This window comes from Pseudomonas sp. FSL W7-0098, from assembly GCF_005930585.1.
Taxonomy (GTDB): Bacteria; Pseudomonadota; Gammaproteobacteria; order Pseudomonadales; family Pseudomonadaceae; genus Aquipseudomonas; species Aquipseudomonas bubulae.
Genome location: NZ_RXHW01000015.1, coordinates 1 through 23,860, shown reverse-complemented (window position 1 = coordinate 23,860; position 23,860 = coordinate 1). Strand labels below are relative to the sequence as shown.

Below are 23,860 nucleotides of genomic sequence, written 5' to 3'. Positions count from 1 at the left end.
GGTCAGGCAACGGCCACGACGTCGAGGATGCGTTGCACCACGCGGTCCTGGTCGATACCGGCGGCTTCGGCTTCAAACGACAGGATGATGCGGTGGCGCAGCACGTCAAACAACACAGCCTGGATATCTTCGGGGCTGACGAAGTCGCGCCCGGCCAGCCAGGCGTGGGCCCGTGCGCAGCGGTCCAGGGCAATCGAACCGCGGGGGCTGGCGCCGTAGGCGATCCACTCGGCCATTTCCGGGTCGAACTTGCCCGGGGTGCGGGTGGCCATGACCAGTTGCACCAGGTACTCCTCCACGGCATCGGCCATGTACAGGCCGAGGATTTCCTTGCGCGCGGCGAAGATGGCCTGCTGGCTGACCCGGCGCTCGGGCTTGGTTTCCCCGTTAAGGGCTTCGCCGCGTGCCTGCTGCAGAATGCGGCGTTCGACGGCGGCATCCGGGAAACCGATTTTGACGTGCATCAGAAAGCGGTCGAGCTGGGCTTCGGGCAGCGGGTAGGTGCCTTCCTGCTCAATGGGGTTTTGCGTGGCCATGACCAGAAACAGCGGCGACAGCTCATAGGTACTGCGCCCGACACTGACCTGGCGCTCGGCCATGGCTTCAAGCAGCGCCGATTGCACCTTGGCCGGGGCGCGGTTGATTTCGTCTGCCAGTACCAGGTTATGGAAGATCGGCCCTTGCTGGAACACGAAACTGCCGGTTTCCGGGCGATAGATCTCGGTGCCGGTGATATCGGCAGGCAGCAGGTCGGGAGTGAACTGGATTCGATGGAACTGCGCTTCAATACCTTCTGCCAGCTCCTTGATGGCCTTGGTCTTGGCCAGGCCGGGGGCGCCCTCGACCAGCATATGGCCATCAGCGAGCAAGGCGATCAGCAGACGGTCGATCAGTTTTTCCTGACCGAGGATCTGGGTTGAAAGAAAGGTTCGCAGCGCCAGTAGCGCTTCACGATGTTCCATCGATGACTGTTCCTGAAAAGGACACCGGCGGCGCAGAAATTACACCGGGGCTGGGGGCGTTACTTTAATCCATTGGAGGCTCTGCGGACTAATGGCGGTGGGGATTTTTACAGGAAAAACCTGAAATGCCCGGGCTTGTTGAGATTGGTGCTCATCTGCATGGGGTCTTGTAGCCGCTGATGAGCGTAGCGAGGCTGCGAACGACTGCGCAGCAGTCGTAAATCCCGGCCATCCGATAGTTCGGCTGCACCGCGTCTATCGGATTAGCGAACGCTTTGCGTTCGATCTTGGCCTCGCTACGCTCGTCAGCGGCTACAGGATTAAAAGCCATAAAAGCTGCGTGCGTTATGCCACAGGGCTTTGTGTGCGCCATCTTCGCCAAGGGCCTCTACCAGCAAGGCGATATCGTTGTCCTCAAAGGCCCGTGGCGCCCGGGTTGATGGCAGGTCCGTAGCAAACATCAGGGCGTCGGGGTTGATGCTATGGATCTGTTGCAGTACTTGCGGCACGGCAAAATCAACCCGGCCAAAACCGCAGGCCTTGATCCGCACGCCGTGCTCCGCCAGGCGCAGCAGGCTGGGCAGGCCCTCATGGCTTAAACCCAGGTGGTCGATGCTCAGCGCCGGCAGGCGTCGCAACCGGTCTTCCAGTCCTGACAGTTCCCGTGAGTCAACGTACAGCTCGGAATGCCAGCCCACTTGTTCATGCACGCGCATGGCCAATGATTCGAGCTGGTCAAGTTGTTCGGAGCCTCCGCGCTTGAGGTTGAAGCGCAGGGCGCGGATGCCCTGCCGGCGCAGGGTCTGCAGCTCGGCATCGGTGACACTGGCGGGCAACTGGGTCACGCCCACAAACCCCGGGCCTAAACGCTTGAGTGCAGCGATCAGGTAGCTCTGGTCGTAGCCCTGAAAGGAACCCGATACCACGGCACCGCCCACGATACCCAGGGGGGTGGCCCGGGCCAGGTAGTCATCGACACTGAAGAACTCGGGCACATAGCCATTGTTGGGAATCAGCGGGTAGGCGCTGTCAATGATATGGCAGTGGGCATCGAAGATCGGGCGCATGGTGGTGAGCTCCAGTGGAAGTGTATGACTGTGGGAGCGAGCCTGCGCGCTCCCACAATGTGCCCTGCAAGACTCCCTTCCTCATGGAGGATTAATTCAGCTCGCTGATATAGGTACCGGTGCCCTTGAGGATGTTCTGCAGGGTCTCTTCGACTTCGCCAAGGTCTGCCGCAGGGGTGTTGTGGAGGATTTCCAGGTGGTCATCGCCCTTGAGAACGTCCGCATCACCCGCGCCGATTTCGATCAGCAGGCGGGTAGGGCTCAAGGTGACCTTGACGCCGTCCAGGGTCGAAGGCTCGTCTTCCAGGGTGATTTCCAGCTCGTCTTCGTCCGGGTAACGGGTCATCAGAAACATTTCGCCGCTGTCGGTGTGGCAGCACAGCATGGCCATATTGTCTTCTTCGTCGTCGCACGGGTTGGCGAGCAGGTGGTCGGTGGTCATTTGCATGGGTAATTCCTGGCGCTCTGGGCGCGGGTAGGTCGATCAGAGGCCAATTTTGCCAGCCTGAACCGATTTGTGCAGGTTTGAATGGAACAACTGGGCAAATGGTCAGTCATTTCTGTTGCTCGCTACGGAAACTACGGTGCTTTTATGAAGGTTTTTCGCTTGCCGATGCTAGGGTTGTTCTATGTCCGCCCTGGCGGTTGCGTCCCGATGACCGAATATGTCGCCGCACCGTAAGCAGGCCGTACAGCGCAATCGTTAAGCTGCGCGGTGATTGTTATCTCTAAAGACACAGCCTGTTCAACCGGCAGTCGTTTTTGTAGATCACCATCCTTGCAGGTGAATGTGACCCGTGGGTCACGGCCAGCTTCACCTCCTCACGCGGGAACAACACGCGACGCTTCTCTCAATAACAAGCCCAAGCGGAGTACCACAGATGGCGTTCTTCACCGCAGCCAGCAAAGCCGACTTCCAGCATCAACTGCAAGCGGCACTGGCGCAGCACATCAGTGAACAGGCACTGCCACAAGTGGCGCTGTTCGCTGAGCAATTCTTCGGCATCATTTCTCTGGATGAACTTACACAGCGGCGCATGTCCGACCTCGCCGGCTGCACGCTGTCGGCGTGGCGCCTGCTGGAGCGTTTCGACCCGGCCCAGCCGCAAGTGCGGGTATTCAACCCCGACTACGAGCGCCACGGCTGGCAGTCCACCCACACGGCAGTTGAAGTCCTGCACCACGACCTGCCGTTTCTGGTGGACTCGGTGCGTACCGAGCTGAACCGTCGCGGTTACAGCATTCATACCCTGCAAACCACGGTGTTGAGCGTGCGTCGCGGCGGCAAAGGCGAGTTGCTGGAAATCCTGCCCAAGGGCACCACGGGGGAAGGTGTCTCGCAAGAGTCGCTGATGTACCTGGAAATCGATCGCTGCGCACACGCCGCCGAATTGAATGTGCTGAACAAGGAACTGGAGCAGGTTCTGGGTGAAGTACGGGTTGCCGTGGCTGACTTCGAGCCGATGAAGGCCAAGGTGCAGGAACTGCTGGCCAGTGTCGACAACTGCCAGTACGCCGTCGATGCCGATGAGAAAACCGAAGTCAAAAGCTTCCTGGAATGGCTGGTGGGCAACCACTTCACCTTCCTGGGCTATGAAGAATTTGTGGTGCGTGACGATGCCGATGGCGGTCATATCGAATATGACCCCGACTCGTTCCTGGGCCTGACCAAGCTGTTGCGCGCCGGGCTCACCGCCGAAGACCTGCGTATCGAAGACTACGCCGTCAGCTACCTGCGCGAGCCGACCCTGCTGTCGTTCGCCAAGGCCGCGCACCCGAGCCGCGTGCATCGCCCGGCGTACCCGGACTATGTGTCGATTCGCCAGATCGATGCCAGCGGCAAGGTCATCAAGGAGTGCCGCTTTATGGGCCTGTACACCTCTTCGGTGTACGGCGAGAGCGTGCGGGTGATCCCTTATATTCGTCGCAAGGTGGCAGAAATCGAGCGCCGCTCGGGCTTCCAGGCCAAGGCTCACCTGGGCAAGGAACTGGCCCAGGTGGTGGAAGTCCTGCCCCGTGACGACCTGTTCCAGACTCCGGTGGACGAACTGTTCAACACCGTGATGTCGATCGTGCAGATCCAGGAGCGCAACAAGATTCGCGTGTTCCTGCGCAAGGACCCGTACGGCCGCTTCTGCTATTGCCTGGCCTACGTACCGCGGGATATCTACTCCACCGAAGTGCGGCAGAAAATCCAGCAGGTGCTGATGGAGCGTCTGCAGGCGTCGGATTGCGAGTTCTGGACCTTCTTCTCGGAGTCGGTGCTGGCCCGCGTGCAGCTGATTCTGCGGGTTGACCCGAAAAACCGCATCGATATCGACCCGCTGTTGCTGGAAAAAGAAGTGGTCCAGGCCTGCCGCAGCTGGCAGGACGACTACGCCAGCCTGGTGGTCGAAAGCTTTGGCGAGGCCAATGGCACCAAGGTGCTGGCCGATTTCCCCAAAGGTTTCCCGGCAGGCTATCGCGAGCGCTTTGCTGCACATTCGGCCGTGGTCGACATGCAGCACCTGATGAACCTGAGCGAAAAGAACCCGCTGGTGATGAGTTTCTATCAGCCGCTGGGGCAAAGTGCCGGTCAGGAGCTGCATTGCAAGCTGTATCACGCCGATACGCCGCTGGCCCTGTCCGATGTCCTGCCGATTCTGGAGAACCTCGGCCTGCGCGTGCTGGGCGAGTTCCCGTACCGTTTGCGGCATGCCAATGGCCGTGAGTTCTGGATCCATGACTTCGCCTTTACCGCTGGCGAAGGCTTGAACCTGGATATCCAGCAACTCAACGACACGCTGCAGGATGCGTTCGTGCATATCGTACGCGGCGATGCCGAGAACGATGCGTTCAACCGCCTGGTACTGACTGCCGGCCTGCCATGGCGCGACGTGGCGCTGCTGCGTGCGTACGCGCGTTACCTGAAGCAGATTCGCCTGGGTTTTGACCTGGGGTATATCGCCAGCACCCTGAACAACCACACAGACATCGCCCGCGAGTTGACCCGGCTGTTCAAGACCCGCTTCTACCTGGCGCGCAAGCTGACGGCCGAAGACCTCGAAGACAAGCAGCTGCGTCTGGAGCAGGCGATCCTGACAGCCCTGGACGATGTGCAGGTGCTCAACGAAGACCGCATCCTGCGTCGCTACCTGGACTTGATCAAAGCCACGTTGCGCACCAACTTCTACCAGCCGGATGGCAACGGTCACAACCGTTCGTACTTCAGCTTCAAGTTCAACCCGCACCTGATCCCCGAGCTGCCAAGGCCGGTGCCGAAGTTTGAAATCTTCGTCTACTCGCCGCGGGTTGAAGGCGTGCACTTGCGCTTCGGCAACGTGGCCCGTGGCGGCTTGCGCTGGTCGGACCGTGAAGAAGACTTCCGCACCGAAGTGCTGGGCCTGGTAAAAGCCCAGCAAGTGAAAAACTCGGTCATTGTGCCGGTGGGTGCCAAAGGCGGCTTCGTGCCGCGCCGCCTGCCGCTGGGCGGCGGCCGTGATGAAATCCAGGCCGAGGCGATTGCCTGCTACCGGATCTTTATTTCCGGCCTGCTGGACATCACCGACAACTTGAAAGACGGCGCATTGGTACCGCCGTTGAACGTGGTCCGTCACGATGATGATGACCCGTACCTGGTGGTGGCTGCCGACAAGGGCACCGCGACCTTCTCCGATATCGCCAACGGCATTGCCATCGATTACGGCTTCTGGCTGGGCGATGCGTTCGCTTCGGGCGGTTCGGCCGGTTATGACCATAAAAAGATGGGCATTACCGCCAAAGGTGCCTGGGTTGGCGTGCAGCGTCACTTTAAAGAGCGCGGGATCAACGTTCAGAAAGACAGCATCAGCGTGGTCGGTATCGGCGATATGGCCGGTGACGTGTTCGGCAACGGCCTGCTGATGTCCGATCAGTTGCAACTGGTCGCGGCGTTCAACCACCTGCATATCTTCATCGACCCGAACCCGGAGCCTGCCAGCAGCTTCGCCGAGCGTCAGCGCCTGTTCGATCTGCCGCGTTCGGCGTGGTCGGACTACGACACCGGCATCATGTCGGCGGGCGGCGGGATCTTCTCGCGCAGCGCGAAAAGCATCGCCATCTCCGCGCAGATGAAAGAGCGCTTCGCGATTACCGCTGACAGGCTGACCCCCACCGAACTGCTCAATGCCTTGCTCAAGGCCCCGGTGGACCTGCTGTGGAACGGCGGTATCGGCACCTACGTCAAGGCCAGTAGCGAAAGCCATGCCGATGTCGGCGACAAGGCCAATGATGCATTACGGGTCAACGGCAATGAGCTGCGCTGCAAGGTGGTAGGCGAGGGCGGCAACCTGGGCATGACCCAGCTGGGCCGTGTCGAGTTCAACCTCAATGGCGGCGGCTCCAACACCGACTTTATCGATAATGCCGGCGGTGTGGACTGCTCTGACCACGAAGTGAATATCAAGATCCTGCTCAATGAAGTGGTGCAGGCCGGCGATATGACCGAGAAGCAGCGTAACCAGTTGCTGGGCAGCATGACCGATGAGGTGGGCGGCCTGGTCCTGGGCAACAACTACAAGCAGACCCAGGCCATTTCGCTGGCCGCGCGCAAGGCCTATGAGCGGATTGCCGAATACAAGCGCCTGATGAACGATCTGGAAGCCCGTGGCAAGCTGGACCGTGCCATCGAGTTCCTGCCGTCAGAAGAGCAGCTCAACGAGCGCGTAGCGGCGGGCCACGGCCTGACCCGTGCCGAGCTGTCGGTGCTGATCTCGTACAGCAAGATCGACCTTAAAGAGGCGCTGCTCAACTCCCGGGTGCCGGATGACGACTACCTGACCCGGGACATGGAAACCGCGTTCCCGCCGATGCTGGTGAGCAAATTTGCCGAAGCCATGCGTCGCCATCGCCTGAAGCGTGAAATCGTCAGCACCCAGATTGCCAACGATCTGGTCAACCATATGGGCATCACCTTTGTCGAGCGCCTGAAAGAGTCGACGGGGATGAGTGCTGCCAACGTGGCCGGCGCCTACGTCATCGTGCGTGATATTTTCCACCTGCCACACTGGTTCCGGCAGATCGAGGCGCTGGACTATCAGGTACCGGCTGAAATCCAGCTGGCACTGATGGATGAGTTGATGCGTCTGGGGCGCCGCGCTACACGCTGGTTCCTGCGCAGCCGTCGTAACGAGCTGGATGCTGCACGGGATGTGGCGCATTTCGGCCCGCATCTGGCGGCATTGGGCCTCAAGCTCGACGAACTGCTGGAAGGGCCGACCCGCGAAGGCTGGCAGACCCGCTATCAGGCCTACGTCGAGGCGGGCGTGCCGGAGTTGCTGGCGCGCATGGTAGCGGGTACCACGCACCTGTATACCCTGTTGCCGATTATCGAGGCTTCGGATGTCACCGGGCAAAATGCTGCGGATGTGGCCAAGACGTACTTCGCCGTGGGCAGTGCGCTGGACCTGACCTGGTACTTGCAGCAGATCAGCAACCTGCCGGTGGAGAACAACTGGCAGGCCCTGGCCCGCGAGGCGTTCCGCGACGATATCGACTGGCAGCAGCGGGCAATTACCATTTCGGTGTTGCAGATGACCGAGGCCGGGGAAAGTATCGAGGCACGGCTGGCGCTGTGGCTTGAACAGAACCACTCGATGGTTGAGCGCTGGCGCTCGATGCTGGTGGATCTGCGTGCCGCCACCGGCAGCGACTATGCCATGTACGCGGTGGCCAACCGCGAGCTGCTGGACCTGGCGTTGAGCGGTCAATCAGGGCTCTGACAGCCTGAGTTGCAAAACAAAGCCCCGGCTCATGTGCAATGAGTCGGGGCTTTTTTGTTTCTGGGGGTTACCGGAAATCAGATGCCGATATTGCCCAAGGTTTGCACGATGCTGCGCAGGGTAACGGCGAGAGTGGGATGATCGACCTCAAAGCGCTCTACAGCGAGGTTGACGCTGTCGGCAAGGCTGGAATCGTTGGTCGCTTTTTCGATGTCGATCTGAGCCTGGATTTGTGTGGCGAGCTGGTTCAAGTGTTCACGCTCTTCCTGGGTGAGCGGCGGGTTCTGTTCCAGTTGCTCGCGCAAGGTATTGAGTTGTTCTTGCAGATCGCGGGCAGGCATAGCATTCATCCTTTATTGATAGGCTCTGGTGTAGACCTTCGAAGTGAGCAAAAGGTCTGTCTCTAGATTAATCCACTCGCGGGCGAAGTGCATGATCTCTATCAAAATCCCCGGTGCGTGTTTTTGTCGTTCAGGCGGGTGGTTTTAAAAGAATCGGCAGCGGGGAGAACGTCTATCTTTTATACAAGTCTGTTTAGGCGATTGCTTGGGGGCTGCCTAAAAGCCATTTGCCGTTATACTGATGTTCAGACTCAGGGCATAGCGCCCAAGTGTTGAGTAACTTCAGGGAGTTTTGCTATGCGCTGGACTGTTCGTCTCGCCCCATTGTTTGTCTGTGCCGGTGTGGCCATGATGCCGTTTGCTGCCAATGCCGCCACCGAGGATGACCCGTGGGAAGGGTTTAACCGGGTTGTGTTCAAGTTTAACGACACCCTCGACACCTATGCCCTGAAGCCGATTGCCCAGGGCTACCAGTTCATCACTCCGCAGTTTCTGGAGGATGGCATCCACAATATGTACCGCAACGTCGGTGACGTGCGCAACCTGGCCAACAACGTGCTGCAGGTAAAACCCCACGCTGCGGGCGTGGATACCGCCCGTTTGCTGATGAACACCATTATCGGTGTCGGCGGCTTCTTTGATGTGGGCACCAAGATGGGCCTGCAGCGCAACGACGAAGACTTTGGCCAGACCCTTGGCTACTGGGGGCTGAGCAGCGGCCCTTACCTTGTATTGCCGCTGCTGGGCCCAAGTACGGTGCGAGATGCCCTGGGCATCTACCCGGACTCCTATGCCGAACCTTACCGCTACATGCATGACGTTTCAGCACGTAACACCGTTGCCGGGATGAAAATCATCGATGCCCGCGCCAATCTGCTGTCGGCCGAAAAATTGATCACGGGGGATAAATACATCTTTATCCGCAATGCGTATCTGCAAAGCCGTGAATTCAAGGTCAAGGACGGGCAGGTTGTCGACGACTTCTGAGTCGTTTGACCGATGCGCAAAAAACGGCCCTTGTGGCCGTTTTTTGTATGGGTGCAGATGAGAATCAATCGGCTTTGCGGCCTTTGTTACCAAGGTTTTAGTTGCCGTAAACGTGGTTCTTATAACCCGCAGTAATTTAACGTGACGAACACCTCAAGCCGCTATCGGCCTGAGCTTGAAACACCCCGCGGATGGGAGTACCGTCTGCGCCTTACACGGGCACCTTTGTAGGATCGAGCAATACAGTCGATTTGAATCAGGGATGTTCACAAGCCATTTCAGTTGTTGAGCCCGACGTTTACGAGCTTCAACGACAACCTAATTCTGGCGCCATTTGCCCACATGCAAAAAACCAGTGCCACGCTGCTGATCATTGATGACGACCAGGTAGTACGCGCAAGTCTGGCGGCCTACCTGGAAGACAGCGGCTTCAGCGTCCTTCAGGCCAATAATGGCTTGCAAGGCCTTCAGATGTTCGAGCAAGAGCAGCCAGATCTGATCATCTGTGACCTGCGCATGCCGCAAATGAGTGGCCTGGAGGTGATTCGCCAGGTTGCCCAGCGGTCGGCGCAAACGCCGGTGATCGTCATCTCGGGCGCAGGCGTGATGAGCGATGTGGTCGAGGCTTTGCGCCTTGGCGCTGCCGACTACCTGATCAAGCCGCTGGAAGACCTTGCCGTGCTGGAGCATTCGGTTCACCGAGCTCTGGATCGTGCGCGGTTGCAGCTTGAGAACCAGCGCTACCGTGAGAAGCTGGAGTCGGCCAACCGGGAACTGGAAGCCAGCCTGCATTTGCTGCAGGAAGACCAGAACGCCGGCCGGCAGGTGCAGATGAACATGCTGCCGGTCAGCCCCTGGACCACTGATGAGTTCAGTTTTGCCCACAAGATCATCCCGTCACTGTATCTGTCCGGGGATTTTGTCGACTACTTCCGGGTTGACGAGCGTCGGGTCGCTTTTTATCTGGCGGATGTTTCCGGGCACGGCGCCTCTTCGGCCTTTGTCACGGTGCTGCTCAAGTTCATGACCACGCGCCTCCTGTTCGAGTCCAAGCGCAATGGCACCTTGCCGGAGTTCAAGCCCTCCGAAGTGCTTGGGCATATCAACCGTGGCCTGATCAACTGCAAGCTGGGCAAGCACGTGACCATGGTGGGCGGTGTGATCAATGAAGAAAGCGGCGAACTGACCTACAGCATTGGCGGGCACTTGCCGCTGCCGGTGCTCTACACTCCAGACAGTGTCCGTTATCTGGAAGGGCGGGGTTTGCCCGTTGGCCTGTTCAACGAAGCCACCTATGAAGACCAGGTCATGAAATTGCCTGAAGCTTTCAGCCTGACTCTGATGTCTGACGGTATCCTGGATCTTTTGACCGAGCCGACGCTCAAAGAGAAAGAAGCTGCTTTGCCGCAACGGGTAAAAGCAGCAGGCGGCAGCCTGGATGGTCTGCGCAAAGTGTTTGGATTAGCTACGCTAGGGGAGATGCCGGATGATATCGCCTTGTTGGTGTTGAGCAGGAATCTTAAATGAGTACCGGTAGAATTCAGTTCGCCGAACAGGACGGCACTTTTGTCCTGAAGTTTGTGGGTGAAGTGCGTCTGACGTTGTGTTCGGCACTGGATGCGACGATCGAGAGGATTTTCACGGCGTTGAATTTCAATGCCATCGTGATTGACCTCACCGAAACCCGCAGTATCGACAGCACCACCTTGGGTTTGCTGGCGAAACTGTCGATATTGTCGCGCCAAAAAACAGGCCTGTTGCCGACTGTTGTCACCACCCACGAAGACATCACCCGGCTGCTGGAGTCGATGGGCTTCGATCAGGTGTTCAACATCATCGGCAAGCCGATCCCTTGCCCGGATTGCCTGACCGACCTGCCTTCGCAGGATCAGACAGAAGAAGTGGTGCGGGTAAAAGTGCTGGAAGCGCACAAGATTCTGATGGGGCTCAACGACTCCAACCGTGAAGCTTTCCATGATCTGGTGAATGCACTCGAGCGGAATTGATTTCCGGTCGTCTCATCCCGCAGGTTGTCAAAGATCAAAAGCCCCTCACCACGCCTCTCCCGGAGGGAGAGGCGTGGTGAGGGGCTTTTAGCTTTTTATGTTACAACGAACCATGGTATTTCCCGGCGCTGATAACGGTGCGCGCGGAAGATCGCGTTGTTTTCACCCGGCAGATAGGCTCTGGAGGCTGCATCCGGGTACGCGGCAAAGAAGGGATTGATATATTCCCAGACCACTTCTCCCGTCGGCGTGATTTCAAACAGTCGACCAAAATTGGCCTCGGTCACCAGCGTATTGCCGTTGTGCAGGCGTTGCGCGCCGCCCATGAACGGGGTGAAAAAGGCATAGCCCGGGGTATCGGCGTACTGCCACACGATCTGTTGGCTCAGTGGCTCTATTTCCAGTATTCGTGAGTGCGGCATGCTGGTATGTGGCCGAAAGATGCCGTTGTCGAATACCAGCACGTTGCCGTTTTCCAGCTCGCTCGGGCAGTGCTGTTGCGCAACCAGATCATGGCCCAGGCGCCACAGCACCTTACTGCTGCTGCGCGAAATGGCAATCACCGCTGAGACGCTGCGCAGGCTGAGAATGATCTTGCCATCGCGGCCCGGCGAGACGGCGTTGGTCATCGGCCAGTGGTAGCGTTCAAACGCATCATGCAGCGGATAGTCTTCAGGGCGCAGGTGCTCCCAGCTGCGCCACTCCCACACAACATGGCCCTGGCGGTCGACTTCTTTGACCACATCGGCATAGATCACCCCGCCGGGTGCTTCGCTGCCAGGAATGCCGCCCACCACGCGGCTGGCCAGCTGCGGGCTCAGCGGTTCAACGGTGGTGTAGAGCAGATGACCGTTGTCCAGCCATTGGGCATCGTGATGGTGCATCAGGTCAGTGTGTTCCCACACCACTTCTCCCTCGGCAGTGACTTCGCTGAAGGCGCCGCCGTGCCAGACTGACCAGCCCGTAAACAACTCTGGCGAGTCGGGGTGGTTGCCGTTGTATCCCAGGTTGCCGTTGCGCAGTATTACGGCGTCGCGGCCGGGGCGCCAGGGCAGCTTCCAGCGGTGTACGATTTCGCCTTCCAGATCGATCAGGAACACATTGCCATCTGCCGTTTGCGGGGCGAACAGTGTGTAGCCACCGGCGCTACGGGCGTGGTCGACGCCGACCAGACCGGTCTTGTGGCGCTTCAGGGTGGTGTTGTGCAGTTTTGACATGGTGCCACTCCCACTAGGTTCCACTGGTATTGTGCGCGGCAGGGGAGCATTGTCGGTCTCCCCTGTGTGCGTGGAATCGAGTATGTCGAGGCAAACCGTGGCGCTCCATGCCAAACACCCCTCTTTTGCTGCCATGCCGGACGCCACGCCGCGTACGGTGGTGGTGCTGGCATTCGATGAGCTGTTATTGCTCAACGCCGCGGGGCCACTTGAGGTCTTCGCCGCGATACCGCGGCTGTTGGGCGGCACTTTTGCCAGCGATCCACCTTATCGGCTGTTGCTCGTATCGCCCATGGGAGGCCAGATAACCTCGGTTTCCGGGATCAGCGTCAATACACTGTCCCTGGAACAGATCGACCAGCAAGCGGACGTTATCGACACCCTGATCGTGGCAGGGGGCCCGGGTGTGGCAGCACTTGAAGCCAGCGTACCTGTGTGCAGCTGGTTGCGCCGCCGCGCCACGGCCGTACGCAGGCTGTGTTCCATAGGTACTGGTACATTCGCCTTGGCCGCTGCCGGTCTGCTTGAGGGGCGCAAGGTGGTGACCCACTGGAAGTTTGCCGAAGAACTGCAAGCCCGCTACCCGGCGCTCCAGTGCCAGACTGAAGGGTTGTACCTGCATGACGCGAATCTGTGGACGTGCGCGGGAGCTGCTGCCGGTATCGACCTGGCGCTGGGGTTGGTGGAGCAGGATCTCGGCCCCCATGCGGCATTGGAGCTGGCGCGCTATTTCACCGTTTTCGTATGGCGCTCGGCGGCTCAACCCCAGCTCAGCGCTTCGCTCAATGCCCAGTCCCTGGCTTTGCGTACAGCCCCTGACGTGCGCCTGGTGCGTCTGCATGCCTGGATTGCAGCCAACCTGCAAAGCGACCTGCGTGTGGAAATACTGGCGGAGCAATTTGGCATGAGTGCGCGCCACTTTGCCCGTGCCTACGTGGCCACTACTGGCCATACACCTGCACATGCGGTAGAGCTCTTACGTATTGAAGCTGCCTGCCAGTTGCTGAAAACCACCAGCGAGCCGATCAAGCGGATAGCCGAAACCGCAGGTTTTGGTCGGGAAGAGCGTATGCGGCGAGGGTTTCACAAGCATTTGGGCATCGGCCCGCAGCATTACCGCAACCAGAGTCGATGCGCTGCACCGCAAGGCTGATCTGACGGCTTATCGCATGCCGGGTCTGATCGCTGGCCAAGGATATCGGTGCAGGACTAATTGCCAGGCTCAACGCTCTTGTGATGCTCCAGCACCCTGTTGATCAAGGCCCGGGTCACCTTGGGCAGTGCCTGCAGGTCGCGCACCAGAATGCTGCGTTCGCGCACCCGCCAGGGCTCGTCCAGTTCGATCACCGACAGGCCCATGGTCTGCTGGTGACGACGGGCCGAAGACTCCGGCAGGATGGCGATACCCACCCCGGCTTCGACCATCCGGCACATCGCTTCGAAGCTGTAGACCTTGATGCGCATGTTCAGGGTATTGCCGTGCAGGGCGACCTGCTCATTTAAAAATCGCAGCAGGGTAGTGCCTTCGTGCAGGCCGATATGCGGATAGGCCAGGGTTTCGGCCAGCTTGATCGACCTGGAGTGGGCCAGGGGGTGATCCAGTGAGGTGACCAGGATCAATTGGTCGGTGCTGAAGTGGATGACCTGCAGGCTGTCAGCCTCGACCGGACCGGCGATGATGCCCATATCGGTTGAGCCATCCATGACCCCGCGGACGATATCGCGGCTCAGGCGCTCTTGCAGGTCCACTGTCACACCTGGGCGTTCGGCAAGAAAACCGGCCAGGATACCGGGCAAGAATTCCGTGGCTGCCGTGGTGTTGGCAAAGATCCTGATATGCCCCGACGCGTCGGTGTCGTACTCGGTGAACTCGCTTTTCATATAGTCCACCTGGCGCATGATCATCCGCGCATGGTGCAAGAACAGTTCACCGGCGGGGGTCAGTTCAACCCCGCGGCTGTCGCGGTACAACAGGCGGCTGGCCAGGTTCTCTTCCAGGCTCTTGATCCGTGCACTGGCGGCTGGCGGCGAGATAAACGCCTTGCGCGCACCCTGGGTGAGGCTGGGGGATTCGGCGATATGAATAAACAGGCGCAGGTCGACAAGATCAAAATGCATGGCTGATTTCCGTTGGGCTTGAGCGTTAAGCAAAACCGAACGCCCCCTTACCGAAACGCAGATTCACAGATCGCCCGGCTTTTGGCAATCATGGCCAAAATAACAAGCCACGGGGCAATCACCGATGAGCGATAACGCACTGGCCGACTGGATCGGTCGTACTGAAGAAATCCATGACGTTCTTAGCCTGAACCTGGTCACCCGTATCGCCGCTACCTTCGGTGAGAAGGTGCCGCAGGCCGGGGAGCCTCTGCCGGCGTTGTGGCAGTGGTGTTTCTTTCAGCCCACGGTAGAGGAACAGGGGCTGGGTGATGATGGTCACCCGGCCCGGGGCGGCTTTTTGCCTCCGGCCCACAACCGCAACCGCATGTGGGCGGGCGGGCGTGTCGAGTTCTTTACTCCGCTCAGGGTGGATGCCAGGGCGACGCGTTTTTCCACCATTCTCGATGTTCGGGAAAAACTCGGTAAAACCGGCTCGCTGCTGTTTGTCACTGTCCAGCATGACTATCTGCAGGACGGCCAACTGGCCATTCGCGAAGAACAGGACATTGTCTACCGCGAACCAACCCCGCCCAAGCTGGCAGAGGGCGAGCCCTTGCCTGCGGGCATCTGGCAGGAGTCGATCACGCCGAGCCCCACCTTGCTGTTCCGCTACTCGGCGGTCACCTTCAATGGCCATCGCATCCATTACGACTGGCCTTATGCGACCGCAACGGAAGGCTACCCGGGGCTGGTGGTACACGGGCCGCTGATGGCCACCCTCAGTCTGCGCGCTTTTTGCCGCGCCAATCCCCAGGCCCAAGTGCGGCGCTTTGCCTATCGCGGCGTGCGGCCGTTGATTGCGCCTCAGCCCTTTGTGCTGCGGGGGCGGGTCGTGGCGGCGGGTAAAGCCGAGTTGTGGGTGGGCAACGCAGAGGGTATCGCCCAGCAGGGCGAAGTGAGCTTCGACTAATAACGACAACAAGGAGCGCTAATGAATCCGTATCTGAACGAAGACTATAACGCCATTCGCGAGGGTGTCCGCGCCCTGTGTGCGGAGTTTCCAGCCGAGTACTGGCGCAAGATTGACGAAGACAAGGGCTTTCCTGAAGCCTTTGTCGCCGCCATGACCGAAGCCGGCTGGTTGTCGGCGATGATCCCCGAGCACTACGGCGGTTCGGGCCTGGGGCTGGCTGAGGCCTCGGTGATTCTTGAGGAAGTGAACCACTGTGGCGGCAACTCCGGCACCGTGCATGGCCAGATGTACAATATGTTTACCTTGCTGCGGCACGGCAGCGAGGCGCAAAAAAATTATTACCTGCCCCGGCTGGCCAGTGGCGAGCTGCGCTTGCAGTCGATGGCAGTGACCGAGCCGACCACGGGCACCGACACCACGAAGATCAAGACCACTGCCGTGCGCCAGGGCGACACGTATGTGATCAATGGCCAGAAGGTGTGGATTTCGCGGGTTCAGCATTCCGACCTGATGATCCTGCTGGCCCGCACCACGCCGTTGGCCGACGTGCAGAAAAAAGCCGACGGCATGTCGATCTTTCTCGTCGATCTGCGCGAAGCCATCGGCAACGGCCTGACCGTGCAGCCGATTGCCAATATGGTCAATCACGAGACCAACGAGCTGTTTTTCGACAACCTGGTAATCCCCGCCAGCAGCCTGATCGGCGAAGAGGGCAAGGGCTTTCGTTATATCCTCGACGGGCTCAATGCCGAGCGCACGCTGATCGCCGCTGAATGCATCGGTGATGGCCGCTGGTTCAATGAAAAGTCTGCACAGTACGCCCGTGATCGTGTGGTATTCGGTCGTCCGATCGGGCAGAACCAGGGCGTACAGTTCCCGATTGCCGAAGCCCATATCGAGCTGGAAGCCGCTGACCTGATGCGCTGGCGCGCCTGCGAAGAATACGACAGTGGGGGTAAAGCCGGGGCGGCGGCCAATATGGCCAAGTACCTGGCAACCAAGGCCAGCTGGGAAGCGGCCAATGCCTGCCTGCAAACCCACGGCGGTTTCGGTTTTGCCAATGAGTATGACGTCGAGCGCAAGTTTCGCGAGACCCGTCTGTACCAAGTGGCGCCCATCTCCACCAACCTGATCCTGTCCTATGTGGCCGAGCATCTGCTCGAGTTGCCGCGTTCCTTTTAATTAACGGAGACAGAACATGCAGATCAGTCATCTGGACCATCTGGTCCTGACAGTACGGGATATCCCCACAAGTCTGGATTTTTACAGCCGGGTGCTGGGCATGCAGCCCGTGGTGTTCGGTCAGGGCCGCCATGCCCTTGGGTTCGGCCAGCAAAAGATCAACCTGCACCAGGCCGGTGCCGAGTTCGAGCCCAAGGCCAGCCAGCCACTGCCGGGTTCGGCAGACCTGTGTTTTATCGTCGCGACCCCATTGGATGCTGTGATCGAGCAGCTGCACGGCCTGGGTGTTGCCATCCTCGAGGGGCCGGTCATGCGCACCGGTGCCCAGGGGCCGATTCGCTCGATTTACCTGCGTGACCCGGATCTGAACCTGATCGAGTTGTCCAATCGAGTGGAGAGCGCGGCATGAGTCAGCACACGCAGGCGCTCACCCGTTTTTTGGCCAGCCTGGATTACCAGCAATTACCCGAAGCCGTTATCAGCCGTACTGAAGAGCTGTTTCTCGACTGGCTGGGATCGGCCCTGGCCAGTCAGGGCGCGCACCCGATCCCGTTGTTTGAACGCTACGTGGCGAAGATGGGCCCGGGCACCGGCCCTGCCGGTATTCTGGTCAATGGCCAGACCACCTCGGCGTATTTTGCCGCGCTGGTCAATGGCGCCAGCTCCCATTTGGTGGAGCAGGACGACCTGCATAACAGCTCCGTGCTGCACCCGGCGACCGTGGTGTTTCCTGCGGTGCTGGCGGCGGCACAGGACCTGGGAAAATCGGGTCGCGATCTGATTGTCGCCGCCGTCGCCGGTTATGAAGCGGGCATTCGCATCGGTGAGTTTCTTGGTCGTTCGCATTACCGCATCTTTCACACCACGGCTACGGTCGGCACCCTGGCGGCAGCGGTGGGGGTCGGCAAGCTGATGGGGTTCAACCCGCAGCAGTTCACCCACCTGCTGGGCACTGCCGGGACCCAGGCCGCGGGCCTGTGGGAGTTTCTGCGCGATGCCGCGGACTCCAAGCAGCTGCATACCGCCAAGGCCGCCGCTGATGGTTTGCTGGCTGCTTACCTGACGGGCGAGGGTCTGAGCGGTGCGCAAAATATTCTTGAGGGTGAGCAGGGCATGGCTGCCGGCATGTCCAGCGACGCCAACCCGGCGTGCCTGTCCGATCGCCTGGGCAGCCGCTGGGCGCTGACGGAGACTTCGTTCAAGTTTCACGCCTCGTGCCGCCACACCCACCCGGCGGCCGATGCGCTGCTGGCGTTGATGCAGCGGGAGGGGCTTGGAGCAGAGGACATCGCCAGTGTCACCACCCGCGTCCATCAAGCCGCCATCGATGTATTGGGCCGCGTAGAGGTGCCGCAGAGCGTGCACCAGGCCAAGTTTTCCATGGGCACGGTGCTGGGCCTGATTGCCGTCTATGGCAAGGCCGGCTTGCCCGAGTTTCATCAGCATGCGCTGAGCGATGCGCGCGTTGGTGCGTTTCGCGACAAGGTGCGCATGGTCCTCGATAACGACGTTGACGATGCGTATCCACAGCGCTGGCTGGGCCGGGTGCTGGTGACCACGGTGCAGGGGCGCAGCCTGCAGGGCAGCATCGATGAGCCCAGGGGCGACCCGGGCAATACGTTGAGCCGCGCTGAACTGGAAGACAAGTTTCGTCGCCTGCTGGCCTTCTCGGGAGCGCGTAGCGACGAACAGGCCAGCGGGCTGCTCGAGCAGGTCTGGCACCTGCGCCATCTTGACGACTTGAGTGTACTGACCTGCATCGGGAGACCATCATGACCGCCACCGCGCACAAACCCCGGCCGCTGGACGGCATTACCGTGATCAGCCTGGAGCACGCTATCGCCGCGCCGTTTTGCACCCGCCAGCTGGCTGACCTCGGTGCACGGGTGATCAAGATCGAGCGCCCCGGCTCCGGCGACTTTGCCCGCGACTATGACGGGCGGGTCAATGGTCTGGCCTCGCACTTTGTCTGGACCAACCGCTCCAAGGAAAGCCTGACGCTCAACGTCAAGCAGCAGCAAGCTGCGGACGTGCTCGACAAGCTGCTGGCCACGGCCGATGTGCTGGTACAGAACCTGGCGCCGGGAGCGGCAGAACGTATGGGGTTGTCGTTTGCAACCCTGCATGAGCGTTTCCCGCGGTTGATCGTCTGCGATATTTCCGGTTACGGCGAAGGCGGACCCTACGAGCAGAAAAAGGCTTACGACCTGCTGATCCAGAGTGAAGGCGGGTTTTTGTCGGTGACCGGCGGGCCGGATGAACATGACATGGCCAAGGCCGGTTGCTCGATTGCCGATATCGCTGCAGGCATGTATGCCTACACCGGAGTGCTTTCGGCGCTGCTGCTGCGGGACAAGACCGGGGAGGGCAGCCGTATCGATGTGTCGATGCTCGAGAGTCTGGTGGAATGGATGAACTACCCGCTGTATTACGCCTACGACGGTGCCGCGCCCCCGCCGCGGGCGGGGGCCGCGCATGCCACCATCTACCCCTACGGCCCGTTCCCCACCGGCGATGGCGGCACGGTGATGCTTGGCCTGCAGAATGAACGCGAATGGCAGCAATTTTGCGACAGGGTGTTGCTACAGCCAGACCTGGCGAGCAACCCGCGCTTTAATGCCAATGCACGGCGTTCAGAAAACCGTAGCGAGTTGCGCGCCATCATTGTTGAAACCTTTGCCAGCATGGGTGCCGATGAAGTGATTGCCCGGCTCGACGGGGCATCGATTGCCAATGCCCATGTCAACGATATGGCCGGTGTGTGGACTCATCCGCAACTGGCCGCCCGTAAGCGCTGGCGCGAAGTGGACAGCCCGGCGGGCAAGTTGCCGGCGCTGCTGCCACCGGGGTGCAACACCGCTTTCGAGCCGCGTATGGAGGCGGTTCCCGGTCTGGGCCAGCACACCGACAGCCTGCTGGGTGAACTGGGTTATGGCGCGGACGAGATCAAGCGTCTGCATCAACTAGGAGCGGTATAAGGCATGGAGCATCGTGATGGATAACACCAGCATTCGTTCAGCGCTGTTCGTCCCGGCTACTCGCCCCGAGCGGATACCCAAGGCGCTGCAAAGCGGCGCCGATCAGGTGATCGTCGATCTGGAAGACGCTGTGGCCGAGGACCTCAAGGCCCAGGCCCGCGCCAGTCTGGATGCTTTCCTTAATGACAATCCGCAGGCCAGGGTGCTGGTGCGGATCAATGCGCCGCAGCATCAGCAGCAGGCAGCCGATATCGAGTTGTGCCGTCGCCAGCCCGGCGTGGTGGCGGTATTGCTGCCCAAGGCCGAAAGCGCTGCACAGGTCGAACAGGCTGCGGCGTGTGGCAAGTCGGTGTGGCCGATTATCGAAAGCGCCAGGGGCTTGCTTGAATTGCCGGCCATTGCCCGGGCTCGCGGGGTGGAACGCCTGAGTTTCGGTGCGCTGGACCTGGGCCTGGACCTGGGCCTGGCCAGCGATACGGCTGGCGCGCAGCGCATTCTCGATCAGGCCCGCTACGCCATTTTGCTGCACAGCGTCCTGGCGCAACTGGCGCCGCCGCTGGACAGTGTATTTGCGGACATCAACAACAGCGCCGGCATGGCCCGCATGGCCGCCGATGCCAGGGATATGGGCTTTGGCGGCCTGCTGTGCATTCATCCTGGTCAGGTGGCAGTGATTCACGCCGCTTTTATGCCGCGTCAGGACGAGCTGGACTGGGCGCGGCGGGTTCTGGATGCGGTTGCATCCACAGGCGGGGTGTTTGTGCTTGACGGGCAAATGGTCGATGCCCCGGTCATCGGCTTTGCCCGGCGGGTATTGCGCCGGGCCGGTCTGCCTTGTAACTGAGGCCAGGCGAAGCGGTTAAACGCAGCACAGGCAACACCAGGCACTACCAAATCTATAACAACAAGAGGTATGTCCCATGTTCAAGCACACTCTCAAGGCTCTGGCCTGCGCATTGCCATTATTCGCAGGTTTTGCGGGCGCTGCCGACCCTATCAGCATCAAATTCGCCCACGTTGTCGCCGAGCACACACCCAAGGGGCAGGGCGCGCTGTTGTTCAAGAAACTGGCCGAGGAACGCCTGCCCGGGCAGGTCAAGGTCGAGGTCTATCCGAACTCCTCGCTGTTTGGCGACGGCAAGGAAATGGAAGCGCTGCTGCTGGGTGACGTGCAACTGCTGGCGCCGTCGCTGGCCAAGTTCGAGCATTACTCCAAGCCGATCCAGATTTTCGATTTGCCCTTTCTGTTCACTGATATCCAGGCCCTCGACCGTTTCCAGCAAAGCCCGCAAGGTCAGGCTCTGCTCAAGTCGATGGAAGGCAAGGGCATTACCGGGCTTGGTTACTGGCATAACGGGATGAAGCAACTGTCCGCCAACAAGGCGCTCTACGAGCCCAAGGACGCCCGCGGCCTGAAGTTCCGCGTACAGGCTTCCGCCGTGCTGGATGAGCAGTTCAAGGCTCTGCGCGCGGCGCCACGCAAGATGAGTTTTGCCGAGGTTTATCAGGGCTTGCAGACCGGTGTGGTGAATGGCACCGAGAATACCTGGTCCAACTACGAAAGCCAGAACGTGTATGAGGTGCAGAAGTTCTTCACCGAGTCCAACCATGGCGCCATCGATTACATGGTGATCACCAATACCAAGTTCTGGAATGGCCTGCCTGAAGAGGTGCGCAACACCCTGGATGCGGTCATGGCCGAGGTCACCGTGGAGGTGAACAAGCAGGCCGAGGCGCTTAACCAGGCTTCCCGCCAGCGCATTGCCGATTCCGGCAACAGCGAAATCATCATCCTTACCCCGGAACAGCGCGAGTTGTGGCGTGAAGCCATGCGCCCGGTATGGAAGAAGTTCGAGAGCGACATCGGCCCTGATGTGATCGCGGCCGCCGAGCAGGCCAACCAAAGCAGTTAATAGTCGCCAGCGCTGATTGCCGTCGGTGGTCCCGCAGGGGATCGCCACGGCAACCTTTGCTTTGTCGTTTCTCGACCGTTCTTTCAAGGGAGATTACCCATGCACGCAGCCGTTCGTGTCTGGAATCACGCGGAAGAAATGCTGGTGGCATTCCTGCTTGCAGGCATGACCCTGGTCACCTTCGCGTATGTCGTATTCAACAACCTCTATGGTGTTTTCTATTCCCTGGGGGACTCGCTGCCGTTCGCCAACGAGACCCTGCTCGGCATCGGCGACAGTATTCTCTACGTCGCCCAGGAGATGACCTGGAGTGTGGCCCTGACCAAGGCCATGTTCGGCTGGCTGATTTTTGTCGGCCTGGCCTGGGGCGTGCGCATTGGCGCGCATATTGGCGTCGACTTGCTGGTGCGCCAGTTCAAGCCTGCCAATCAGCGGCGGGTGGCCTTGCTGGCAGTGGCCATTTGCCTGGGCTATTGCGTGCTGATGGCGTACTCCAGCGAGCAGTGGGTGGCCACGTTGTATGCCGTTGGCACCAGTGCCGAAGACCTGGACCGCTTCGGTATCAGGCAATGGCAAATCGTGATGATCGTGCCGATCGGTTTTGCCTTGATGTTTGTGCGTTTTCTGCAGGTTTTTATCCGCATCATTCAGGGCAAGCAGCAAGGCCTGGGCTTGCACAGTGAAGTGGACGACGCCGTCAAGCTGGCGGAAAACGACCAGCAGGGGACTCCAAAATGACTATTGCCTTCCTTTTTGTCGCCCTGTTCGTGCTGATGTTTGTCGGTATTCCGGTGGCGATTTCCCTGGGCTTGTCCGGGGCCATGACCATTCTGTTCTTCAGTAACGACTCGGTGCGTTCGCTGGCGATCAAGCTGTTTGAAACCAGCGAGCACTACACATTGCTGGCGATCCCGTTTTTCCTGCTATCGGGTGCATTCATGACCAGCGGCGGCGTGGCCCGGCGCCTGATCGATTTCGCCAACGCCTGCGTCGGGCATATCAAGGGTGGCCTGGCCATCGCCGCAATCCTGGCCTGCATGCTGTTTGCGGCGCTGAGTGGCTCTTCTCCGGCCACGGTGGCGGCGGTGGGCTCGATCGTTATCGCCGGCATGGTCCGTTCTGGCTACAAGCAGGATTTTGCTGCCGGTATCGTCTGTAACGCCGGGACCCTGGGCATCCTGATTCCGCCGTCGATCGTCATGGTGGTTTACGCTACCGCCACCGAAACCTCGGTGGGCAAGCTGTTTATGGCCGGTGTTGTGCCGGGTCTGTTGCTGGGGCTGGTATTGATGGTGACCATCTACATCCTGGCGCGGGTCAAGGACATGCCATCGCTGCCCCGGGCCTCGTTCAAGGAAATCGTCACCGCCGGGCGCCGTGCCGGCTGGGGCCTGATGTTGATCGTGATCATTCTCGGCGGTATTTACTCGGGCATGTTCACCCCTACCGAAGCGGCTGCTGTGGCGGCGGTGTACGCAGCGTTCGTGGCGATCTTTATCTACAAGGACATGACCGTCCGCGAATGCCCGAAGGTGATTGTCGAGGCGGGCAAGCTGAGCGTGGTGCTGATGTTTATCATTGCCAACGCCATGCTTTTTGCCCATGTGCTGACCACCGAGCAGATCCCGCAGTCGATTACCGCCTGGGTGGTGGAGCAGGGCTTTACCCCGATTGAGTTCCTGTTGGTGGTCAATATTGTGCTGTTGGTTGCAGGGACTTTTATGGAGCCTTCGGCAATCATCCTGATTCTGGCGCCGATCCTGTTCCCGATTGCCATGCAACTGGGCATTGATCCGATCCACCTGGGCATCATCATGGTGGTGAATATGGAAATCGGCCTGATCACCCCACCCACCGGGCTAAACCTGTTTGTCACCTCGGCGGTCACGGGTATGCCGCTCACTCGAGTGGTACGTGCGGTATCGCCGTGGTTACTGGTGATGCTGGCGTTCCTGGTGCTGGTGACCTATGTGCCGTTTGTGTCGCTGGCGTTGCCGAATTGGCTGGGGATGTAGCGGGCGGGCGCAGGGAATAGTGTGGGAGCGGGCTTGCATCGCGATGCAGGCGACGCGGTCTGGCAGGCTCACCGTATGGATGCCATCGCGGGCAAGCCGCGCTCCCACAGGTTTTGTGGCGTACTTAAGAGCTGCGGTTTGCAGGATTCATTGTGGGAGCGGGCTTGCTCGCGATGCAGGCGGCGCGGTCTGGCAGGCTCACCGTATGGATGCCATCGCGGGCAAGCCGCGCTCCCACAGGTTTTGTGGCGTAGTTAAGAGCTGCGGTTTGCAGGATTAATTGTGGGAGCGGGCTTGCTCGCGATGCAGGCGACGCGGTCTGGCAGGCTCACCGTATGGATGCCATCGCGGGCAAGCCGCGCTCCCACAGGTTTTGTGTCG

Annotated in this window: 20 protein-coding genes; 14 read left to right on the top strand and 6 right to left on the bottom strand. The window is 60.0% G+C overall.

What is annotated here, in order from left to right:
- Positions 1–2: 2 nt before the first annotated feature.
- From FHL07_RS22175 to FHL07_RS22165, 3 genes are all read right to left on the bottom strand, one after another.
- On the bottom strand, positions 3–962 hold the full coding sequence (locus FHL07_RS22175) for an AAA family ATPase (protein ID WP_016780594.1): 960 nt from the start codon (positions 960–962) through the stop codon (positions 3–5).
- Between the two features lie 320 nt (positions 963–1,282).
- On the bottom strand, positions 1,283–2,029 hold the full coding sequence (locus tag FHL07_RS22170) for an amidohydrolase family protein (RefSeq protein ID WP_095020999.1): 747 nt from the start codon (positions 2,027–2,029) through the stop codon (positions 1,283–1,285).
- Positions 2,030–2,120: 91 nt separating this feature from the next.
- Positions 2,121–2,477: a hypothetical protein gene (locus FHL07_RS22165; RefSeq protein ID WP_095000542.1), complete on the bottom strand. Its 357-nt coding sequence runs from the start codon at positions 2,475–2,477 to the stop codon at positions 2,121–2,123.
- Between the two features lie 433 nt (positions 2,478–2,910).
- Here FHL07_RS22165 and FHL07_RS22160 point away from each other — a divergent pair, with 433 nt between their 5' ends.
- A complete protein-coding gene (locus tag FHL07_RS22160; protein WP_138738918.1) occupies positions 2,911–7,767 on the top strand; it encodes an NAD-glutamate dehydrogenase in 4,857 nt (1,618 codons plus the stop codon).
- 77 nt (positions 7,768–7,844) lie between these two features.
- Here the strand turns inward: FHL07_RS22160 and FHL07_RS22155 are convergent, their stop codons facing one another.
- Positions 7,845–8,108 (bottom strand): DUF4404 family protein, encoded by a 264-nt coding sequence (locus FHL07_RS22155; protein ID WP_095000540.1) that lies wholly within the window; start codon positions 8,106–8,108, stop codon positions 7,845–7,847.
- Between the two features lie 297 nt (positions 8,109–8,405).
- Between FHL07_RS22155 and FHL07_RS22150 the strand changes: the two genes are divergently transcribed.
- From FHL07_RS22150 to rssC, 3 genes are all read left to right on the top strand, one after another.
- Positions 8,406–9,095, top strand: coding sequence for an MlaA family lipoprotein (locus tag FHL07_RS22150; RefSeq protein ID WP_095000539.1), 690 nt, complete (start codon positions 8,406–8,408; stop codon positions 9,093–9,095).
- A gap of 342 nt (positions 9,096–9,437) precedes the next feature.
- Positions 9,438–10,622 (top strand): two-component system response regulator RssB, encoded by a 1,185-nt coding sequence (rssB, locus tag FHL07_RS22145; protein WP_095000538.1) that lies wholly within the window; start codon positions 9,438–9,440, stop codon positions 10,620–10,622.
- Positions 10,619–11,101: an anti-sigma factor antagonist RssC gene (gene rssC / locus FHL07_RS22140; RefSeq protein WP_095000537.1), complete on the top strand. Its 483-nt coding sequence runs from the start codon at positions 10,619–10,621 to the stop codon at positions 11,099–11,101. Before rssB ends, rssC begins: the two co-directional genes overlap by 4 nt.
- A gap of 95 nt (positions 11,102–11,196) precedes the next feature.
- On the opposite strand, the gene FHL07_RS22135 is transcribed toward rssC, so the two are convergent.
- Entirely contained in the window at positions 11,197–12,318 is a 1,122-nt protein-coding gene (locus tag FHL07_RS22135) for an aryl-sulfate sulfotransferase (protein ID WP_138738917.1), read from the bottom strand.
- Positions 12,319–12,400: 82 nt separating this feature from the next.
- On the opposite strand from FHL07_RS22135, the gene FHL07_RS22130 reads away from it, so the two are divergent.
- Positions 12,401–13,471, top strand: a complete 1,071-nt coding sequence (locus FHL07_RS22130) for a GlxA family transcriptional regulator (protein ID WP_138738916.1) — start codon at positions 12,401–12,403, stop codon at positions 13,469–13,471.
- A gap of 56 nt (positions 13,472–13,527) precedes the next feature.
- Here the strand turns inward: FHL07_RS22130 and FHL07_RS22125 are convergent, their stop codons facing one another.
- Positions 13,528–14,436: a LysR family transcriptional regulator gene (locus tag FHL07_RS22125; protein ID WP_095000534.1), complete on the bottom strand. Its 909-nt coding sequence runs from the start codon at positions 14,434–14,436 to the stop codon at positions 13,528–13,530.
- A 124-nt stretch (positions 14,437–14,560) separates the two neighbouring features.
- On the opposite strand from FHL07_RS22125, the gene FHL07_RS22120 reads away from it, so the two are divergent.
- From FHL07_RS22120 to dctM, 9 genes are all read left to right on the top strand, one after another.
- Positions 14,561–15,388 carry an FAS1-like dehydratase domain-containing protein gene (locus FHL07_RS22120; RefSeq protein ID WP_095026873.1) on the top strand — a complete coding sequence of 276 codons (828 nt, stop codon included), beginning with the start codon at positions 14,561–14,563 and terminating at the stop codon, positions 15,386–15,388.
- A 21-nt stretch (positions 15,389–15,409) separates the two neighbouring features.
- Positions 15,410–16,573, top strand: coding sequence for an acyl-CoA dehydrogenase family protein (locus FHL07_RS22115; protein ID WP_138738915.1), 1,164 nt, complete (start codon positions 15,410–15,412; stop codon positions 16,571–16,573).
- Between the two features lie 16 nt (positions 16,574–16,589).
- Positions 16,590–16,982: a VOC family protein gene (locus FHL07_RS22110; protein WP_095018112.1), complete on the top strand. Its 393-nt coding sequence runs from the start codon at positions 16,590–16,592 to the stop codon at positions 16,980–16,982.
- Complete coding sequence (locus tag FHL07_RS22105; RefSeq protein WP_095025855.1) at positions 16,979–18,349, top strand: MmgE/PrpD family protein; 1,371 nt, start codon at positions 16,979–16,981, stop codon at positions 18,347–18,349. The genes FHL07_RS22110 and FHL07_RS22105 overlap by 4 nt, the downstream gene beginning before the upstream one ends.
- Positions 18,346–19,551 (top strand): CaiB/BaiF CoA transferase family protein, encoded by a 1,206-nt coding sequence (locus FHL07_RS22100; RefSeq protein ID WP_095031668.1) that lies wholly within the window; start codon positions 18,346–18,348, stop codon positions 19,549–19,551. The genes FHL07_RS22105 and FHL07_RS22100 overlap by 4 nt, the downstream gene beginning before the upstream one ends.
- 16 nt (positions 19,552–19,567) lie before the next feature.
- Complete coding sequence (locus FHL07_RS22095; RefSeq protein WP_138738914.1) at positions 19,568–20,395, top strand: HpcH/HpaI aldolase/citrate lyase family protein; 828 nt, start codon at positions 19,568–19,570, stop codon at positions 20,393–20,395.
- Positions 20,396–20,471: 76 nt separating this feature from the next.
- Positions 20,472–21,464, top strand: a complete 993-nt coding sequence (locus FHL07_RS22090) for a TRAP transporter substrate-binding protein (protein ID WP_095000527.1) — start codon at positions 20,472–20,474, stop codon at positions 21,462–21,464.
- Between the two features lie 99 nt (positions 21,465–21,563).
- The gene (locus tag FHL07_RS22085; protein ID WP_095018108.1) at positions 21,564–22,202 is read left to right on the top strand and encodes a TRAP transporter small permease; all 639 of its coding nucleotides are present in this window, start codon (positions 21,564–21,566) and stop codon (positions 22,200–22,202) included.
- Entirely contained in the window at positions 22,199–23,479 is a 1,281-nt protein-coding gene (dctM, locus tag FHL07_RS22080; protein WP_095000525.1) for a C4-dicarboxylate TRAP transporter large permease protein DctM, read from the top strand. The genes FHL07_RS22085 and dctM overlap by 4 nt, the downstream gene beginning before the upstream one ends.
- Positions 23,480–23,860: the final 381 nt, after the last annotated feature.

What these genes read in the sequence shown, in the direction of transcription:
- FHL07_RS22110 (WP_095018112.1), top strand. Translation starts at nt 16,590, where the DNA reads ATGCAGATCAGTCATCTGGACCATCTGGTCCTGACAGTACGGGATATC.
- FHL07_RS22175 (WP_016780594.1), bottom strand. Translation starts at nt 962, where the DNA reads ATGGAACATCGTGAAGCGCTACTGGCGCTGCGAACCTTTCTTTCAACC.
- FHL07_RS22170 (WP_095020999.1), bottom strand. Translation starts at nt 2,029, where the DNA reads ATGCGCCCGATCTTCGATGCCCACTGCCATATCATTGACAGCGCCTAC.
- FHL07_RS22135 (WP_138738917.1), bottom strand. Translation starts at nt 12,318, where the DNA reads ATGTCAAAACTGCACAACACCACCCTGAAGCGCCACAAGACCGGTCTG.
- FHL07_RS22165 (WP_095000542.1), bottom strand. Translation starts at nt 2,477, where the DNA reads ATGCAAATGACCACCGACCACCTGCTCGCCAACCCGTGCGACGACGAA.
- FHL07_RS22130 (WP_138738916.1), top strand. Translation starts at nt 12,401, where the DNA reads ATGTCGAGGCAAACCGTGGCGCTCCATGCCAAACACCCCTCTTTTGCT.
- FHL07_RS22085 (WP_095018108.1), top strand. Translation starts at nt 21,564, where the DNA reads ATGCACGCAGCCGTTCGTGTCTGGAATCACGCGGAAGAAATGCTGGTG.
- dctM (WP_095000525.1), top strand. Translation starts at nt 22,199, where the DNA reads ATGACTATTGCCTTCCTTTTTGTCGCCCTGTTCGTGCTGATGTTTGTC.
- FHL07_RS22125 (WP_095000534.1), bottom strand. Translation starts at nt 14,436, where the DNA reads ATGCATTTTGATCTTGTCGACCTGCGCCTGTTTATTCATATCGCCGAA.
- FHL07_RS22155 (WP_095000540.1), bottom strand. Translation starts at nt 8,108, where the DNA reads ATGCCTGCCCGCGATCTGCAAGAACAACTCAATACCTTGCGCGAGCAA.
- FHL07_RS22095 (WP_138738914.1), top strand. Translation starts at nt 19,568, where the DNA reads ATGGATAACACCAGCATTCGTTCAGCGCTGTTCGTCCCGGCTACTCGC.
- rssC (WP_095000537.1), top strand. Translation starts at nt 10,619, where the DNA reads ATGAGTACCGGTAGAATTCAGTTCGCCGAACAGGACGGCACTTTTGTC.
- FHL07_RS22115 (WP_138738915.1), top strand. Translation starts at nt 15,410, where the DNA reads ATGAATCCGTATCTGAACGAAGACTATAACGCCATTCGCGAGGGTGTC.
- FHL07_RS22160 (WP_138738918.1), top strand. Translation starts at nt 2,911, where the DNA reads ATGGCGTTCTTCACCGCAGCCAGCAAAGCCGACTTCCAGCATCAACTG.
- rssB (WP_095000538.1), top strand. Translation starts at nt 9,438, where the DNA reads ATGCAAAAAACCAGTGCCACGCTGCTGATCATTGATGACGACCAGGTA.
- FHL07_RS22105 (WP_095025855.1), top strand. Translation starts at nt 16,979, where the DNA reads ATGAGTCAGCACACGCAGGCGCTCACCCGTTTTTTGGCCAGCCTGGAT.
- FHL07_RS22150 (WP_095000539.1), top strand. Translation starts at nt 8,406, where the DNA reads ATGCGCTGGACTGTTCGTCTCGCCCCATTGTTTGTCTGTGCCGGTGTG.
- FHL07_RS22090 (WP_095000527.1), top strand. Translation starts at nt 20,472, where the DNA reads ATGTTCAAGCACACTCTCAAGGCTCTGGCCTGCGCATTGCCATTATTC.
- FHL07_RS22120 (WP_095026873.1), top strand. Translation starts at nt 14,561, where the DNA reads ATGAGCGATAACGCACTGGCCGACTGGATCGGTCGTACTGAAGAAATC.
- FHL07_RS22100 (WP_095031668.1), top strand. Translation starts at nt 18,346, where the DNA reads ATGACCGCCACCGCGCACAAACCCCGGCCGCTGGACGGCATTACCGTG.